Below are 16,884 nucleotides of genomic sequence, written 5' to 3' on the forward strand. Positions count from 1 at the left end.
GGAGGCCCACATCGAGGTCCGAGAAGTTATTGGATGTTACCTTAGTGTAACTCCATCAACTCCGATCCGATCGACGTAGGCCAAGCGCGGTTGCAGACTGCCCATTTCTGGACGCCGATCTGCAAACAAATATGCGCGTGCGCGTTTCATAGCGTCGATTCACGAAGTTGAGTTCGAGGGTTATGCTTTATATGCGATGTGTACGTCAAGCTCTGTACGCACTAATTGCTTAGCCCGCCGCCGAGGGTCGGCACGTCGAGCATCGAAAAGCCGTAGTGGCTGAGCCACTTCAAATCGCCGGAGAAGAACGAGCGCAGATCGGGGATGCCGTATTTCAGCATCGTCAGCCGGTCGAGGCCGACGCCGAACGCGAAGCCTTGATACTTCTCGGGATCGAGACCGCAGTTACGAAGCACGTTCGGGTGCACCATTCCGCAGCCGAGAATTTCGAGCCATTGGCCGGGCTTGCCGATCGCTTCGGCGCCGATGTCGACTTCCATCGAGGGCTCGGTGAACGGGAAGTGCGACGCGCGGAAGCGCATCTTCACTTCGTCGACCTCGAAGAAGGCTTTGCAGAATTCCTGTAGCACCCACTTCAGGTGGCCCATGTGGGTCGACTCGTCGATGACGAGGCCTTCCACCTGATGGAACATCGGTGTGTGTGTCTGATCGCTATCCATGCGGTAGACGCGGCCCGGCGCGATGATGCGGATCGGGGGCTTTTGCGACACCATCGTGCGGATCTGCACGGGGCTCGTGTGCGTGCGAAGCAACAGCCGCGAGCCGTCGGCCTTCGGGGAAAAATAGAACGTGTCGTGGTCCTGTCGCGCGGGGTGCTCGGCCGGGATGTTGAGCTTGTCGAAGTTCATCTCGTCGGTCTCGATGTCCGGACCTTCGGCGACCGAGAAGCCCATATCGGCGAAGATCTCTATGACTTCGTCGAGGACCTGGCTCACGGGATGAATGCGGCCTTCCGCAACGGGACCAAGGCGAACCGGCAACGTGACGTCAGCGCGCTCGGTCTTGAGGCGTTCGTCGAGCGCTGCCGTTTCAAGCACCGCTTTGCGGGCATCGAGCGCGTCTGCGACTTTCGACTTCAGCGTATTGACCGTCTGGCCGAAGCTCTTGCGCTCTTCGGGCGGCAACGACCCGAGCTTGCTCATCAGCTCCGATACGCGGCCCTTCTTGCCGAGGGCCGAGACGCGGACGGCATCGAGAGACGCCAGATCAGTGGCTCCGGCAATCTCGGCCAAGAGATCGTTTTCGAGATTGGAGAGAACGTCAGAAGTGCTCATGCAAGACCTCGTCCGGGCGCGGGCGCTTGTTGTCGTCCGGAATGACGCGCGGCCTTTGTTTGGCAGGCTTGGTGCGCACGATCAACTCCGCGCGACGATCCGGACACCGCGCCTGTGGGGCAGTCTCCGTTCAAGCGATGGATCCCGGCTCTTTGTGACCGCACCCGAGGCGCGGCCACTTCGGCCGGGATGACACTTGTTGGGCCAGTTGGCTGCGTCCGAGCAGCCAAGTGGGCAATTAAGCCGCCTTCTTGACCTTGTCCTGGTCGGCCTTGGCGACGGGCGAGCTGGCAGCTGCCGCAGCCTTGTCGACGAGGGCCTTGAAGCCCGCCGGATCGTTGATCGCGATATCCGACAGAACCTTGCGATCGACCTCGATGCCGAGGTTCGTCAGGCCGTTGATGAAGCGGCCGTAGGTCAGGCCGTGCTCGCGGACAGCGGCGTTGATGCGCTGGATCCAGAGTGCGCGGAAATTGCGCTTGCGACGCTTGCGATCGCGATAAGCGTACTGCTGCGCTTTTTCGACAGCCTGCTTGGCGACGCGGATCGTATTTTTGCGACGGCCGTAATAGCCCTTCGCGGCCTTGATTACTTTCTTGTGCTTGGCGTGGGCGGTAACGCCACGTTTGACGCGAGCCATGGGAGAAAACTCCTGGAATTAGTGCTTCAAGAAGAACGAGTCTTTGCTGGGTGCTTGCTGCTCCCCACCGGGAGCCGGCTGCAACCACCTGCGAGATCTCAGCGGTTGTAGGGCATGTATTTCTTGACGATCTTCGCGTCAGAATCGTTCAGCACGCCTGTGCCGCGCGCCTTCTGAATGAATTTCGCCGTGCGTTTGATCATGCCGTGACGCTTACCGGCCTGGGCTGCAACAACCTTGCCCGTGCCGGTCATCTTGAAGCGCTTTTTGGCGCCGCTCTTGGTCTTCATCTTAGGCATTTTGCTTGTCCTTAGTTCTCGCTCACGGGCCCGCCGGATGCTCGCGCTCACGCGCTTTACATCCTGGCCCTCCGCGGGGGCGGCGCTCGGCGCCGAGCCGCCTTGCGGCCCCGGACCAAAAGTCCGAAGTGCGGAGGCGAGCTTGGAGGCGCTCAAATGCCCTGGCTCGTTTCCGAGCCGAAGTGCCGGTGCATTGCTGCTCCAGCGCTCTCAACCGTTGCGAAACGGCTGGTCCTGCGAAGGGTGCTTTTTGCGGTTTCCGCTTGTTTTTCAAAAGCATAAGAACCGCCACGGCATGCCTCGCCGGGCGGCTCTGAGCGGGGTTATAGGGGAGGCCTCGGGAATTCGCAACATTTTCGGTAGCGTTGCGAAAAATGCAACGCGCGGAAGGATTTCGCCGGAGACCCGCGAAATTCTCATTGGTTACATTAGAACTAATTACAGGGTTAACACGTTGTTAAGTGCGCCGATGCGCCAGGGAGACGGGCCGTGAAGCAAATCATCGATCAGATCGTCAATTTGCTCCAACAGGGCATAACGGCCATTTTCAAGTTCGTCGAACTCGTCTGGCAGTGGTCGTTCGGCCAGATGTTCGAAATTTTTCAATCGAACTGGCAGGCTCTGCCGGTTTGGAAAATCGCTATTCTGGCGGTCGTCGTCATCGCCATCATCTACGTGCTTTATCGCGGCTTCTTCCAGCTTTGGGCGGCGGCGGAACAAATCTTCAAAGCGTTTGTCGAACTGCTGATGGTGCTCGTCTCCATCCTGCCCTACGTGCTGATCGCCGGCCTGATCGCAGCGGGCGGCAGCTACATCATTCAGCACGTCAATATCTAACGCGATCTCGTAAACGGGATCAGCTCGACGATACCGATTGCAATTCGGTGTCGTCGCCGGCGGGAGCATTCGTGTTCTTGCTGAACACGATGCGGCTGCGCACGTAGTAGAGCGATACGAAGCAGATCAGCACGGATATCGTTTTCCCGTCGATGGGCGGGAGATTCATTTCGTGCACCGTCAGCCAGATCACGCCCGCCGTCAGCAGAAGACCGAGGAACGATGTGCCTGCGAATTCCATGAAGACGCGATGATTGGATTTGTGCGACATGTCGTGATTGAAGACGAAGGTCCTCGTCAGCGCGTAGTTCACGACCATTCCGACTGTATATGCGATGACGCTCTGCAGAATAGGCAGTCCGAAGACGTATGTGAGTGAGAGGAAGATCGTGTAATCGACGATGGTCGAACCCAGGTTAACGCCGAGATAGAGCAAGGCATGACGAAGCTTAGGGTTCATTCGAAAGACCTTCTGGCGACCGACTGGCGAACGATGCGATACCTAAAGCGGACTGACAAGCGAACAGCTGCAACTTGGGAAACAGCAATGATTTTTCGTGCGGGCGGCTACTCGTCGTCCGCAGTTTTTTTAGGCTGATTTGAATGCGCCCGGTCATGCGCCAAATGGACCTCGACGCACTCTTCTCGCGCGGCGATGCCGGAATTCATCAGCAAATTCGTGCTTACCGCTGATTGCGTCTCCTTCGCCGCCGTTGACTGGCGCGAGCATTGGGTTGTGGCAAGTTAAGCTCGCCCCTGAAGTGCGACTATCCTCAAGAGGCTGCTCATGAGACTCGATCCGTTCATCGCGGCGATTTTCTTTCTTGCGGCGCTTCCCACCGCTGCCATCAGCCTGCGTTCCGCCACCGGCTGGCGTGCCGGTGTCGTATTCGCGGCGTTCTATCCGGCGCTGGTCCTGCTAGTCGGCATTCTGATGATCGTGGCGTTCATTTCACTAGCCGCACTCGGTTTGGTCGACCTCGATTGACCTCGCTCGTCAGTCGCGGAAGCTCAGGCCACGCAGCGTTTCGTGGGGAACAGCGCGCGAGCGATTCGACGTGGTGATGTCTATTGCATCATCGTCAGCTCACGGATCAGCGTCATGTATCACATCGTTCATGTTGGAATGAATAGCGCGGCCCTGAAACAGCTCGACGACCTGCGTCAGGCGTTTCCAAATCTCTACAATCGCCAGGATATTCTGCTGCAGCTTCTCGAAGAGGCGCATCGGAAATATTCGAAGAGCGCCTCGAAGCCGAAGTTGCAGATCGCGGCGTAATTACAGGGTCTTGGAACCCTCAATCCAATTGTTTCCCGGTGTGTAAACGAGGCTCCTCCTGCGTTAATGCGGTTTACACAAAGAATACAATTCTCCCTATGCAGCCTGTCCTTATTCGGAGTTCATTCAGCCGTAGGCAACGACGGTTGCTCGCACGCTTGCTCGCGTGCTGTTCGTTGAGATAAGCGGAGATGAACATGCGTATTGCACCACTATTGGCAGCATCCGTCGTTGCGATCGGTTTGTCTGCGGCGGGCACTTCTTCACAGGCCGCCCAGCTCGCACCGCTAAAGGGAATAGAAGCAAGCCAATCACTTGCTACGCCGGTTGGTGTTGGCCGGTACTGCTGGCGCTGGCGCAATATCTGCGCAAACCGCTGGGGTTGGGGCGGCCCGCGTTTCCGCCGCTGCATGTGGCGTCACGGATGCTGACGTTCATTTGACTGCGTGCGCGGCGTCAAAGGACGATGCCGCGCATCTCAAATTTGCTTGTTCGCGCGCCTGAGACGGGTTGCGAGAAGGCTCATAACGCGGAGCGCGAATTCTGGATCGTCGCGCACGACGGCGAGAAACGCGGGCTTATCGATGGCGACAACTTCTGTCGGTTCGGCGGCCATTGCGGCCGCGCTTCGCGGTCCATCATCGATCAGCGCCATCTCGCCGAAAATGCCGCCGGTTTGGACGTTTTCCAGCACTATCCCATAGGTGATGATGTCGACCCGGCCTGAGCGCACCATGTACATGGTGTCACCGGGATCTTCTTCGAGGAAGATTTTTTCGCCGGCCTCGAAATGCCGGTACGGCGCGCCGATGCGGTCGAGTATCGAGAAATCAAAAGGCCGGTCATCGCTCATGCGGCCGCTCCCCCGAAGACTTCCGTCAGTCGGGCAAAGCTAGAACCGTCCGTGTGCGAGAGCAAGTCTCAGAGCCTGCGCCGTAAACGGGCGAGGGCCGGCGCGGGCAGAGGTAGACAAGGGCGGGGCGGAAACCCCGCCGCAGTCACTTCATCGACGTCATTTGGGAGCGAGCACCATGACCATCTGCCGGCCTTCGAAGCGTGGTTCGCTCTCGACCTTGGAGATGGATTCGGTGTCGGCTTTCACGCGCTGCAGGACGGCCATGCCAAGCTGAGAGTGCGCCATTTCACGGCCGCGGAAGCGCAGCGTTATCTTGACCTTGTCGCCTTCTTCGAAGAACCGCTTAATCGCCCGCATCTTGACGTCGTAGTCGTGATCATCGATGCCCGGACGCATCTTGATCTCTTTCAACTCAACGATTTTCTGATTTTTACGGGCCTCGGCGGCCTTCTTCTGTTCTTGGAATTTGAACTTGCCGAAGTCGAGGATTTTGCAGACCGGCGGTTCCGCGTCGGGCGAAATTTCCACGAGGTCTAGTCCGGCCTCTTCGGCGCGGGCAAGTGCATCGAATTTTGCAATGACGCCGACGTTCTGGCCTGTCTCATCGATGAGACGGACTTCTCGGGCCCGAATTTGGTCGTTGATGCGGGGCCCTGAGTTTTCCCGGCTCTGAGGCTCGGGTCGCATTGGTTTACGGATGGTTCAACTCCTTATGTGGTTCCAATTATTGACCGAAGACGGATTCCCGGCCCAGTCAGCGGCGAACATGGGAAAGAACGGGCTCTCAAGTCAAGCGTGACGCGTGAGCAAAATTGCCAAAAGGCGTGCCTTCGCCCATTTTCCGAACACTTTCCCCTCCTCGCAGCGCTTTTTGGCGGGGCAAATGGCCCTCAGCGCCAATGCTTCGCTATCCAGGGCGTCGGCAGGACGTACTTATAGGATTTCTTCCACGCCGCATTGACGGGCCAAATTCCGTCGCGCGCCTCATCCGGATCGGGCTTGCCGTGGAACGCTACGACCTTTGCTTCCGGCGGGAGCCGAGGCGGGATGAAGAAATTCAGGGGCCAACTCGGCAGCAGCGAGTGTTTGAAGCTCAGGCACCATTCCGGGGGGAAGAAGACGACGTCTTCGCTCTCGGCGGAAATATATTGTTGTTCAATCCGGTAGCGGCGCAAAATGGCTTCGGGGTCGGCGTTGAACGTGTCGAAGATGTGAGACATCTTGCCGACAGGGAACCGATAGATCGACGTATTGCCGACGCGCTCGTTGGGTTGGGTCCAGTTCTGGGCAACGCAAAAACGCCCTGGCTCGAAGTCGAAGAAGCCGTCTATCGATCCAGTGATGACCACGTCGAGATCAAAAAACAGTACGTCGCCTTCGAGATCGTGAAGCGGGTATTGCCAGAGCGATAGCTTCCGCCACGGCGTCGTAAATTCGCGCGCGGGCAAGTTGATCGCGGGAAGAGGCGCAATTTGCACCCAGGGATCGACCCCTTTTGCATCGTCAGTGAAACAGATGAGGCGAGTTTCCCGCTGCGTATTGCGGCGGATCATCGATGCTAAGCGGTTGAGGTAATCGATGCCGTATCGCGTACCCCATTTAATACAGATTATTGTTTGCATCGCCTCGCTTTTGACACCTAAGGCCACGTCCCCGTGGTCCGACCCACCCAGTCCGATCTTTGATATCGGAAGTTTTGCGGACGCAACAGCGTGCACAGCGGATCTTCCGACAATTAGTGTCAGTATCGGTAATAGCGGTGGGGATTATGTCGGGCCCGTTCAACCGGGCATTGCGCAAAATGTTCGTTGCAGGACGAAGGCGTTCAATAGAGAGCACACGCTCCGGACTTTTCCACGAATAATTTCCCTCGCGCACTGTCACGGGGGGATTCGCGACGGCGTCATTTTGCATCGATCAAGCGCTGGTAAACGGCCAGCGTTTTCGATGTAAGCTGGGCCAACGTGAAGCGGCTTCGAACGTTGGCCGCTCCCCGTTCGCCATGTGCCTTACGTTTCTCGGCCGGCCACTTCAGCATGGTTTCGATCGCATCGGCGACGGCCACCGGATCAGCGTATGGGACGCGCAAACCGGACGCTTTATCGGGTGAGACGTCGGGTTCCGTCAGCGCCACTTCGCGGCCGGGGCCGGTATCCGAGACGATGATCGGCACGCCCATCGCTTGAGATTCGATGGCGACGCGCGGAAGGCCTTCCTGCTCGGAAATATTGAGGGCGATATCGCTGATCCCGTAAGCAGCCGCGATGTCGCGCACGTGCCCGGGGAAGCGCAATTGATGCGCGACGCCGAGCTTTTGGGCCTGCGCCTCGAGTTCCGCTTTGAAGGCCGGTTTTTCGACCTCGCCCGCCAAGACACAGACGACGTCTGGGGCGCCGCGCTGTTTCAGAATTCCCAAAGCAGAGACCAGATGATGCTGGGCTTTGCGCGGCGTGATGCGGCCGGCGAGGATCAAGACTGGCTTGCTGCCGTCCGCATCCAGCAACTTTCGCACCGCGGCCAATCTTTCGGGCGTCAGCAGCGCGGGATCAAACACTGTCCCATCGAAGGCACGATGAATGACGGCAATGCGCTTCTCGGGCGTATGGTAGCGGGTGCGGATGAGGTGCGCCATGTAGTCCGACACGGCGATCACGGTATCGCTGCGCGCCATGACGCTATTGTAGAAATTCTTCAGCCGGGTTTTTTCGGAATATTCGGAATGGTAGGTTGTCACGAAAGGCGTACTGGTGCGCCGCGCAGCATAAAGGGCGCTCCAAGCGGGTGCGCGGCTTCGCGCATGAATGATCGAGACGTTTTCGCGGCGGATGATGTCAGCGAGCTGCCGCGCGTTCTTCAAGAGAACGACCGGGTTCTTGGTGGCGAGCGGCATGGGAATATGCTCACCGCCGGCGGCAACGATCTGATCGACCATCGGGCCGCCTTGGGACGCAACGAGAGCGCGATGTCCGTTTTTGACAAGCGCGGTTGCTATCTGCAAGCAACCGAGTTCGGCGCCGCCTGCGCGCATGCGAGGAATGACTTGCAGCACCGTCAAAGTGTTTTTCATTTCAGCTCATCAATCGGAGTCGTTGAGGCCAACGATGGACAGTCCCTATAAGATTCCAGCAGCGGAACCGCAAATGCTTCCTGTCGGGAGAGGCGCGGAGGCGCGGGAAATCCCCTTTATCGCGCAGAATCGAGCAAAATCCGCCGGGCCCGGTCTTTTCTGGCTCTCGGGATTCATGTCGGACATGGCTGCGACGAAAGCCACGGCAATGGCTCAATGGGCGGCTGAGCATAATCTCGGGTCGACGCGATTTGATTATTCCGGTCACGGAATTTCCGCGGGGCGTATTGAGGATGGAACGATCGGGCGGTGGCTCGAAGAAGCCGAGGCGGTCTTCTCAGCGGTCACGAGCGGTCCTCAGATCGTCATCGGTTCGAGCATGGGCGGGCATATCGCGCTGCTGCTCTTGCGAAAACTTCTGCGAGAGCGTCCGGACGAGGCGGCGCGGATCAAAGCGCTCGTTCTCATCGCGCCCGCCTGGGACATGACGGAAGAACTGATGTGGAAGCGGTTTTCCGATGAGGTTCGCCGCGAAATCACGGAGCGCGGCTTTTTCAAGCAACCGTCCGCCTATGCGGAGCCCTATACGATCACGCGCCGTCTCATCGAGGAAGGCCGCGAACATCTTTTCGCGCGTCAGCCGTTCGATCCGGGACGGCCGGTCGTGATTCTGCAAGGTCTATTGGATGTCGATGTGCCGGCGTCTCATACGCGCGAACTTGCGACGTTCCTGACGGGCGACAGGGTCAAGTTGATTGAGGTTGCCGACGCGGAGCACCGGCTGTCGCGGCCGCAAGATCTCGATCTGCTTTTCGGCGAAATCAACAAGCTGCTTTAGCGCTATTTATCGACGCTCGTTGAAGCGCCGGGATCGGGAAGCCCATTCTCGATTGCGTCTTCGATGCTTGACGGTCCGGCGGACGCGGCGATGGCTTCCGGAACGACCCAAATGCGAAAGTTCTGCGTCGCAAGGCCGTTGTCGCAGAGAAGGGCCCCGCCTTCGCTCCGGCAGCTCGTGTCGGCCGGAACCGTATAGGCTCCAGCGGAAGCGCCGCGGCTTTCGCCGACCTCGATCACTTCGATGCGCGCGTCAGGATCGATTGAAACGGCGCGATAGACGCACGCTGATTTCCCGGCACAGGAATCCGCCGTCGATTCCTCCGTCGTCGACAATGCGACCGCCTGAGTGCGCGGCATGCTGACGGCAGGAGCTTCGATGCCGTTTGAAAGCCAGCAGCGATCGTCGATGCAAATAATCGGGTCGGGTTTGAAGCCGAGGGCCGCATCATTCGTGTCGAGCACAATCAGCACAGTGGCCGGCACTGAGCCGGGCTTCGGAGCCTCGGCGACAATCATCCGCTCGCTTTCCGGTTTCGTCGGGACAGCCGCAGCAACGGGCACAGGTGCAGGTTGTTTTTCGGGGGCCGGGGTAACAGCCGGCGGCGGCGCGGGAATGGGGGCCGCGGTGACTGGGGCAGCGGCGACAGGGAGCGCGGCGATTGGGGCAACGGGAGCGGTCGCAGCGGGCTCAGCGGCAACCTGCCGGGTGCGGGCTTCCTGCTTCAAGCGATTGGCCTCTTCGGCGCCCGCCCGGCTCAGCATGTCCGCTTCATAATCGGCGTCGGGCTTAGCCGCTGCCGGCGCCAGCTTCACGGATGGCTTCGACGCTGGTTTTGGTGCTGGCTTCGCGGCTGGTTCGTCGCTTGCACCGGAGAATTTCTGTGCAATCGCCTGTGCCGGATCGACGGAGTCGGCGTGAACGCCAAGCGCGGAGGTCATCACCGCCAATGTCGCCACAAAGAGCACTTTGATCGCCATGGGAAAGCTCGTGGTCCCGCTCGCATCGGCGCCCCCGACGGGTGCGCAACCGCTGACGTCTTTATCCTCTATTCTGGCGGAATGGCGGAAAACGTGTGACGGAACGCTAAAAAGCCGTTGGCTAAAGTCCCGCGATGGATTTCAGTCCTTCGACGTAGGTGGGATAGGCAAGTTTGACGCCGAGCTCCGCCTTCATGCGGGCGTTCGAGACCTTCTTGTTTTCGATATAGAAACTGCGCGCCGTGGACGACAGATCGGCATCGTCGGGATCGATTGCGGGCGGGCAGGGCAAGCCTAACAGTTCGGCGCCATAGGCGATGACGTCCTGGGGCGGTGCTGGAAGGTCGTCCGTCACGTTGAAGATGTGCACGCCGGGCTGAAGATCGATGCTCGCTTCGACCGCGGTCGCGATATCCTCGACGTGGACGCGATTGGTGAGCTGACCTGGCTTGAATATGCGCCGTGCAGTGCCTGCTTTCAGTTGATCGATGGCGCTGCGACCAGGGCCATAAATTCCAGGCAGGCGATAGATGACGAGCGCTTTGCCGGATTTGCGCGCGAGTTCGATCCAACCGTTCTCAGCTTTGAGGCGACGCTGTCCACGGATGGTTCCGGGGCGCGTCTCCGTCGTTTCGTCCACCCAGCCGCCCGCTGCGTCGCCGTAGACCCCGACAGTCGAGAAGTATCCGATCCAGCGAACGGAAGGGCTGGCTGCAATCGCATCGCCGTAGCATCGCAAGGCCGGATCGCCGTCAGCATCGGGGGGAATAGATAGGAGCACATGCGTCGCGCTTTGCAGTGCATCGGCGACGTCGTGCAGAGCTTCCCTCCCGTCGAAAAGGAAGGGCTCGAAGCCCTGCTCGACGAGGCGCTCAACTTTTTCGGCGTGTGCGGTCGTGCCGGCGACCGTCCAGCCTTCCTCTATTAGCCGCCGTCCGAGTTCGGTGGCGCAGTATCCCAGTCCGAAACAGAAGAGCCGGCTCATGCTAGCGGAGTTCCTCAATTGGCAAAGTCCATTCGGCGGCGACTTCGGTGTCGTGCTCGCGAGCCTCGTAGCGCTTTCGCAGAGCATCGATCTCGGCGTCACTCGCGAGCCGGCGAGATGCCCAGATCGCCATGGCGCGGACGAGTGCCGAGTTATCTTCCAGCAGGGGTTCGATAAGGGCAAGTAGCGATCGATCGCCCGAATTGCCGGAAGCGATCAGCGTATTGCGGATGACGCGGTCGCGCCCCGTCCGTTTGATCGGTGTGCCCGCAAAGCGCGAGCGGAATGCTGCATCATCGAGTGCGAGCAATTCGGCAAGGGGAGGATTGTCCGTTTCGGGACGCGCGGCGTAGCGGATCTCGGTCGCGGCGCTCGCGAACTTATTCCATGGACAGACGGCGGCGCAGTCATCGCAACCGAACACGCGATTGCCGATCGGGCCGCGAAATTCGGGTGCGATATGGCCTTTGTGCTCGATCGTCAGGTAGGCGATGCAGCGCCGTGCATCGAGCTGGTAGGGCGCGGGAAAGGCGTTCGTCGGACAGACGTCGAGACATCGCCGGCACGAACCGCAATGGTCCTCGGTGCCCTCGTCGGGTTCGAGTTCGGCCGTCGTCAGTACGGCGCCGAGAAAGAGCCAGTTGCCGTGCTGGCGGGAAACCAGGATCGTGTGCTTGCCTTGCCAGCCGAGACCGGCTTTCGCGGCGAGCGGCTTTTCCATCAGCGGCGCGGTATCGACGAAGACTTTGACTTCGGCGCCAGATTGCTCGGAAAACGCACGCGCGAGCGACTTGATCTTTTTCTTCAGAACATCGTGGTAATCGCGGCCTTTGGCATAGACCGAAATCGCGGCATTCGATCGATCGTGAAGGGCGTCGAGTGGATCAGCGGGCGGCGCGTACGATTGTCCGAAGATGATGGCGCTCTTGGCGTCGGGCCACAATCGAAGCGGACCCGCGCGCCGATCGGCATGGGTTTCCATCCAGTCCATGTCGCCGTGGCGCTTCTCGCTCAGGAAGTGCGCGAGCCGAGCGGTCAGCTCCGTGTCGTCGGCCAAGCGCGCAATGCCGACAGCGTCGAGCCCAAGCTTCGCTGCTTCAGCGCGGATCATCCCGCCGAGAGCGGAACTGGAATTTTGGGCTTCGGACATATGAGCGATTTAGAAATCGAGGTCGGAATAGGCAAGAGGCGGCGCCGTTCCCGGAACGCGGTCGCCGAGCAGGGCTCGGAATGACGGCCGGGATTTCATTCGCTGATACCAGACTTTGACTGTCGGATAGTCGTTCCACGGTATCTCGCCCAGGTAGTCTACGGTCGAAATTTGAGCTGCGGCAGCAAAATCGGCAAAGCTCAGCTCGTCGCCGCCGATCCAGCGCCGGGTGTCGGCAAGATAGCCCGTGTAGGAGAGATGATATTTAAGGTTAGCGCGAACGGCACGCAGGACTCCCGGATCAGGTGCAACGGGGCCTGAGGGGCGCATCGAGCTGTAGACCTTCTCGATGAGAAGTTCTCTCGTCACCTCGCGATCGAACTTGCCGTGATACCAGTCGATGAGGCGGCGGATCTCCGCGCGGTCCTCCCGGTTGCCCGGAATGAGCGGAGGGGGACCTGGCGCAATCGTCGTCGCGCTCGGCAGTACTTCTTCAGCGACGAATTCAGAGATCGAATACGCGCCGCACAGCGTCAGGCCGTTCTCGAACTCGAGGACCGGCATCTCGCCTGCGGGGTTCTTTGCAAGAAAGCTTTGGCGCCATTCCCAGGGATTTTCATCGAGAAGCTGAACTTCGACGGCGTATTCGGCAAGCGCCAATCGAATGGACCGAGATCGCGGGCATAGGCGGTACTGCGTAAGTCGCGGGGGCATAGGATTCCTGTGCTGATGACGGCGGCACTATACACCCGCTGTCGTCGATTCGATGGCAACTCGGCTAAACGACCTCTTTGGCATGGCCACAATTTCTGTTAACGCTCGGCCGCTTTCGAGCGCGCGAAGGAGCACTGATGGAAACGTGGCAAGTCGTACTGCTCGGACTGATCGAAGGCTTGACGGAATATCTACCCGTTTCCTCGACGGCGCACCTTCTTCTTACCGAGCAGCTCATGGGGGTCACCTCGGCAGGGCGCACCTTTGAGGTGCTGATCCAGCTCGGCGCAATTCTCGCTCTTCTCACCGTATATGCCGGCAAACTCTGGCACATCGCGCTCGATTTTCCGACCAACGCGACAACGCGACGTTTCGTTTTTGCGGTGCTTGTCGCCTTCCTGCCGGCTGTCTTCATCGGCGTCATGGCGCATCGGATCATCAAGGAAGTTCTTTTTGAATCGCCGTTGATCATGTGCACGGCGCTGGTTGTCGGCGGGATCATTCTGCTTGCCGTCGACCGGATCAAGTACAAGCCGCGGTTCACCAATGTGATGGACATTCCGCCGGCGACGGCCCTGATCATCGGCTTTGCGCAATGTCTTGCCATGATCCCGGGAGTATCGCGGTCCGGTTCGACGATCGTCTCGGCGGTGCTGCTCGGCGCCGACAAGCGTACGGCTGCGGAATTCTCGTTTTTTCTGGCGATGCCGACGATGACCGGTGCGTTCGCCTACGATCTTTACAAGAACTGGTCGATTTTAACGCCTGACGACGTGAGCCACATCGTGCTCGGATTTATCGCAGCGTTCGTCACCGGCGTGATCGTAGTTCGCTACATGCTCGATTTCATATCGCGGCGCGGGCTATCGTTCTTCGGGTGGTGGCGGTTGCTGGTCGGCGGCATCGGACTGGGCGTGATCGCAGTCCTGCACTGACGCTTTTAAATTGCGTTCGGCGACTCGCGTTCCGGCCGCCGAGCGCGTGCGTTAGGCGGCGTGTGACGTCAGGGGCTTCGTGAGGACGGTCCGGAGTCCTTCGACGTCCTTGGCGCTCCGCAGGCCTTCAAGGGTCGCCGGATCGCGGACGAGCCGGGAAATGCGCGCGAGTGCCTTTAGATGGTCGGCGCCTGCGTGCTCGGGGGCCAACAGGAAGAACAGAAGATCGACGGGCTCACCGTCGTGGCTTTCGAATGCAATCGGACGCTCGAGACGCGCAAAGAGGCACGTGATCTTTTTCACGGTCGGCAGTTTGACGTGCGGGATCGCAATCCCACGGCCGAGGCTCGTTGAACTCAGTCTCTCCCTTTGGAGGAGAGCCGCATAGATGTCGGCCGCGGAGGCGCCGGTCAGCGCTTCCGCCTTTTGTGCGAGGATGTGAAGCGCCTGCTTCTTATCTTCAGCCTCGAGACGCGGAACAATCGCGTCAGTGGCCAGCATGTCTTCGATATTCATTCAGGCTCCATCCACAATGATATGGCCGTCAATGTGGCCTACCGGGCCAATATGTACGGCATACACACTGCATTGATTAAAATAAATAAACCGCCCTCAATCTACATGATCCGGCGGCAAGGCACCGTTCGCCTTCGTCGCCAAAGGCAGATCGGCGTCGATCCACCCAATGTGCCCGTCAGTACGCCGATAAACGACGTTTAATCCCCCGTGGGCAGCGTTCCTGAAAATCATGAAGGACGCTTCCGACAGGTCGAGCTTCAATACAGCTTCGCTCACCGTCATATGGCCGATGTTCCGCTGGCCTTCGGCGATGATAAGCGGATTCGCGCCGTCCTGCTCCGGCTCATCCTCATCGCTCAGGCTGACTACATAATCCCGCGCCTCGATGTCGACCCTGCGGCGCGCTGCAGCAGCGGGGGATGTATGGTGCTTAATGCGGCTCTTATACCGCCGGACGCGCGTCTCCAGGCGGTGGGCTGCGGCATCGACGGCACTATAGGCGTCGCCGCCTTCGCCGTGCGCTTCGAGCAGAAGACCGCTCGAGAAATGGACCGTGCAAGACGTTTTGAAGACTTCACGCTCGCGTTCCAAACGGATGTGGCCGTCTACTTCGCGCGCCAGAAATTTCTGGAGAACACCGCGAATTTTGTCGCCAGCGTAGGTCTGGAAGGCGTCGCCGATTTCGAGATTTTTACCGGTGATTTGGAGGGTCATGAAAATGCCTGTTCTGCACTTACCGAGGCTGAGTTTGCCGTTACCGAGCGTATTGCTCCGAGGTTCCGACCTGCCTTTCTTTGACCTCGGGAGCGTGTGACCGACACCAACCCAGGCTCTTGATGAATAAGAGTTAGGCTCCCCGCTGGGCCCTGTCAAATCACGCTTTGAACTCGAATGTTACGGAAATATTTCGAATGTTCAGTGGGTTAGGCCGCGCGTTTCACGCGAAGTCGCCCAGACGTTCAACGAGTTTCTTGTCGCGACGGCGCTGCACGGACGAGGGAATGCGCATGGCCTCGCGATATTTTGCGACCGTCCGCCGCGCGATCTCGATGCCCTCGCCCCGCAAGCGGTCGACGAGCTGATCGTCTGAGAGCACATCGTCGGCGCTTTCGGCGTCGATCAGCTGCTTGATCCTGTGACGGACCGATTCAGACGAGTGAGCTTCGCCGTCGGCAGCCGAGGCGATGGCTGATGTGAAGAAGTACTTTAGCTCGAAGATGCCCCTCGGCGTCGCGATGTACTTGTTCGACGTCACGCGCGAGACGGTCGACTCGTGCATGGAGATGGCGTCGGCGATGACCTTCAGGTTGAGCGGCCGCAGATACTGGACGCCGTACATGAAGAAGCTGTCTTGCTGGCGCACGATTTGCTCGGCGACCTTGAGGATCGTGCGCGCGCGCTGATCCAAGCTCTTCACGAGCCAATTGGCCGTCTGCAGACAATCGAAGATATAGCCCTTGTCGCGCTCGTTGGTCGTCGTTTTTGCGATGCGCGTGTAATACGAGCGATTGACCAGAACGCGCGGCAGAGTGTCGCTATTCAGTTCGACGTGCCAGCCGCCGTCGGCGGCCGCGCGCACGATGACGTCCGGCACGACCGGCTGAAGCTGGACAGAACCGAATTTGAGGCCGGGTTTCGGGTTGAGCCGTTTGATCTCGCGGATCATATCGGCGAGTTCGTCCATATCGATGCCGATCGCCCTTTTCAGGGCTGGGATATTACGGCTGGCAAGCAGATCGAGGTTGGCCAGGAGCTGCGCCATCAATGGATCGTAGCGATTTTGCTCTTTGAGCTGGAGCGCGAGGCACTCGGCGAGTGACCGGGCGAAGATACCGGGCGGATCGAACGTCTGCAGTTTGCCTAGTACGCTTTCGACTAATTCTAGCGGTGCGCCAAGGCGCTGCGAGAGCGCCTCGAGGTCTGCCGGGATGTAGCCCGCTTCGTCGACGAGATCGATCAGGTATTGGCCGATCAACCGCTCGACGGGATCGTTAACGGTCAACGGCAATTGAGCGCTCAAGTGATCCCTGAGCGAAACCTGATTGGCGACGTAATCCTCAAGGTCGTTATCGCCGTCGCCGCCGTTATGCATGCGTTGGGAGACGTTGGCCCAGCTCATGCCCGTCTGGGGCGCCGCAGACGAGCCCGGTTCGCCTGTTCCCGGCTCCTGGAAGACGTTGCCGAAATCGACATCAAGGCCGCCGGTATGGTCGCTAACGGGCTCTCTAAGATCGAGCCAGCGGTCGTCGGCGGCGCGTTCTTCTGCGCGTTCAAGCACAGCATCGTCGGCCGGCTTGGCGTTGGCGGGGTCGTCACGCTCGAGCAGGGGATTGCGTTCGAGCTCAGAGTCGACGAATTCGGTCAGTTCGAGATTGGACAGCTGAAGTAGACGGATCGCCTGCTGCAGCTGCGGCGTCATTACCAGCTGCTGGCCTTGTCTCAGCTCTAATTTTGCTGAAAGCGCCATGCGCTAATCCGTTGCTCCGTTTC

At 59.4% G+C, this 16,884-nt stretch carries 20 protein-coding genes; 5 read left to right on the forward strand and 15 right to left on the reverse strand.

Translation table 11 applies throughout. The annotated features are described in order from the left end of the window. Positions 1-221: 221 nt before the first annotated feature. The 3 genes from pheS to rpmI form a co-directional block, all read right to left on the reverse strand. Positions 222-1,295 carry a phenylalanine--tRNA ligase subunit alpha gene (gene pheS, locus AACL53_RS01185; RefSeq protein ID WP_339081635.1) on the reverse strand — a complete coding sequence of 358 codons (1,074 nt, stop codon included), beginning with the start codon at positions 1,293-1,295 and terminating at the stop codon, positions 222-224. Positions 1,296-1,533: 238 nt separating this feature from the next. Then, on the reverse strand, positions 1,534-1,935 hold the full coding sequence (gene rplT / locus AACL53_RS01190; RefSeq protein WP_339081637.1) for a 50S ribosomal protein L20: 402 nt from the start codon (positions 1,933-1,935) through the stop codon (positions 1,534-1,536). A 98-nt stretch (positions 1,936-2,033) separates the two neighbouring features. Then, entirely contained in the window at positions 2,034-2,234 is a 201-nt protein-coding gene (rpmI, locus tag AACL53_RS01195) for a 50S ribosomal protein L35 (RefSeq protein ID WP_015596609.1), read from the reverse strand. Positions 2,235-2,723: 489 nt separating this feature from the next. On the opposite strand from rpmI, the gene AACL53_RS01200 reads away from it, so the two are divergent. Next, a complete protein-coding gene (locus AACL53_RS01200) occupies positions 2,724-3,071 on the forward strand; it encodes a hypothetical protein (RefSeq protein ID WP_339081643.1) in 348 nt (115 codons plus the stop codon). A 19-nt stretch (positions 3,072-3,090) separates the two neighbouring features. On the opposite strand, the gene AACL53_RS01205 is transcribed toward AACL53_RS01200, so the two are convergent. After that, positions 3,091-3,531, reverse strand: a complete 441-nt coding sequence (locus tag AACL53_RS01205) for a GtrA family protein (RefSeq protein ID WP_339081645.1) — start codon at positions 3,529-3,531, stop codon at positions 3,091-3,093. Positions 3,532-3,858: 327 nt separating this feature from the next. Between AACL53_RS01205 and AACL53_RS01210 the strand changes: the two genes are divergently transcribed. Then, complete coding sequence (locus AACL53_RS01210; protein WP_339081647.1) at positions 3,859-4,059, forward strand: hypothetical protein; 201 nt, start codon at positions 3,859-3,861, stop codon at positions 4,057-4,059. Positions 4,060-4,173: 114 nt separating this feature from the next. Beyond that, positions 4,174-4,350 (forward strand): hypothetical protein, encoded by a 177-nt coding sequence (locus AACL53_RS01215; protein ID WP_339081649.1) that lies wholly within the window; start codon positions 4,174-4,176, stop codon positions 4,348-4,350. 478 nt (positions 4,351-4,828) lie between these two features. Here AACL53_RS01215 and AACL53_RS01220 read toward each other — a convergent pair whose 3' ends face one another. The 4 genes from AACL53_RS01220 to AACL53_RS01235 form a co-directional block, all read right to left on the reverse strand. Further along, positions 4,829-5,203, reverse strand: a complete 375-nt coding sequence (locus AACL53_RS01220; protein WP_339081651.1) for a cyclic nucleotide-binding domain-containing protein — start codon at positions 5,201-5,203, stop codon at positions 4,829-4,831. A 159-nt stretch (positions 5,204-5,362) separates the two neighbouring features. Beyond that, positions 5,363-5,893, reverse strand: a complete 531-nt coding sequence (gene infC / locus AACL53_RS01225) for a translation initiation factor IF-3 (RefSeq protein WP_092863127.1) — start codon at positions 5,891-5,893, stop codon at positions 5,363-5,365. 203 nt (positions 5,894-6,096) lie between these two features. Further along, entirely contained in the window at positions 6,097-6,828 is a 732-nt protein-coding gene (locus AACL53_RS01230) for a hypothetical protein (RefSeq protein ID WP_339081654.1), read from the reverse strand. A 281-nt stretch (positions 6,829-7,109) separates the two neighbouring features. Continuing rightward, positions 7,110-8,273 carry a glycosyltransferase family 4 protein gene (locus AACL53_RS01235; protein ID WP_339081656.1) on the reverse strand — a complete coding sequence of 388 codons (1,164 nt, stop codon included), beginning with the start codon at positions 8,271-8,273 and terminating at the stop codon, positions 7,110-7,112. Positions 8,274-8,307: 34 nt separating this feature from the next. Here AACL53_RS01235 and AACL53_RS01240 point away from each other — a divergent pair, with 34 nt between their 5' ends. Next, positions 8,308-9,111, forward strand: coding sequence for a carboxylesterase (locus tag AACL53_RS01240; RefSeq protein WP_339081658.1), 804 nt, complete (start codon positions 8,308-8,310; stop codon positions 9,109-9,111). Positions 9,112-9,113: 2 nt separating this feature from the next. Here AACL53_RS01240 and AACL53_RS01245 read toward each other — a convergent pair whose 3' ends face one another. The 4 genes from AACL53_RS01245 to AACL53_RS01260 form a co-directional block, all read right to left on the reverse strand. Continuing rightward, a complete protein-coding gene (locus tag AACL53_RS01245) occupies positions 9,114-10,091 on the reverse strand; it encodes a hypothetical protein (protein WP_339081660.1) in 978 nt (325 codons plus the stop codon). Between the two features lie 121 nt (positions 10,092-10,212). Further along, positions 10,213-11,076: an SDR family oxidoreductase gene (locus tag AACL53_RS01250; protein WP_339081662.1), complete on the reverse strand. Its 864-nt coding sequence runs from the start codon at positions 11,074-11,076 to the stop codon at positions 10,213-10,215. A gap of 1 nt (position 11,077) precedes the next feature. Further along, positions 11,078-12,226 carry a tRNA epoxyqueuosine(34) reductase QueG gene (gene queG / locus AACL53_RS01255; RefSeq protein WP_339081664.1) on the reverse strand — a complete coding sequence of 383 codons (1,149 nt, stop codon included), beginning with the start codon at positions 12,224-12,226 and terminating at the stop codon, positions 11,078-11,080. A 9-nt stretch (positions 12,227-12,235) separates the two neighbouring features. Beyond that, entirely contained in the window at positions 12,236-12,886 is a 651-nt protein-coding gene (locus AACL53_RS01260; protein WP_339081666.1) for a glutathione S-transferase family protein, read from the reverse strand. A gap of 191 nt (positions 12,887-13,077) precedes the next feature. Between AACL53_RS01260 and AACL53_RS01265 the strand changes: the two genes are divergently transcribed. After that, positions 13,078-13,875, forward strand: coding sequence for an undecaprenyl-diphosphate phosphatase (locus AACL53_RS01265; RefSeq protein WP_339081668.1), 798 nt, complete (start codon positions 13,078-13,080; stop codon positions 13,873-13,875). Between the two features lie 51 nt (positions 13,876-13,926). Here AACL53_RS01265 and AACL53_RS01270 read toward each other — a convergent pair whose 3' ends face one another. The 3 genes from AACL53_RS01270 to rpoN form a co-directional block, all read right to left on the reverse strand. Further along, positions 13,927-14,391 (reverse strand): PTS sugar transporter subunit IIA, encoded by a 465-nt coding sequence (locus tag AACL53_RS01270; protein ID WP_339081670.1) that lies wholly within the window; start codon positions 14,389-14,391, stop codon positions 13,927-13,929. Positions 14,392-14,487: 96 nt separating this feature from the next. Then, positions 14,488-15,108: a ribosome hibernation-promoting factor, HPF/YfiA family gene (gene raiA, locus AACL53_RS01275; protein WP_339081672.1), complete on the reverse strand. Its 621-nt coding sequence runs from the start codon at positions 15,106-15,108 to the stop codon at positions 14,488-14,490. Positions 15,109-15,331: 223 nt separating this feature from the next. Further along, on the reverse strand, positions 15,332-16,861 hold the full coding sequence (gene rpoN, locus AACL53_RS01280; RefSeq protein WP_339081674.1) for an RNA polymerase factor sigma-54: 1,530 nt from the start codon (positions 16,859-16,861) through the stop codon (positions 15,332-15,334). Positions 16,862-16,884 lie beyond the last annotated feature (23 nt).

The sequence above is a fragment of the Hyphomicrobium sp. ghe19 genome, assembly GCF_902712875.1.
GTDB lineage: Bacteria > Pseudomonadota > Alphaproteobacteria > Rhizobiales > Hyphomicrobiaceae > Hyphomicrobium_B.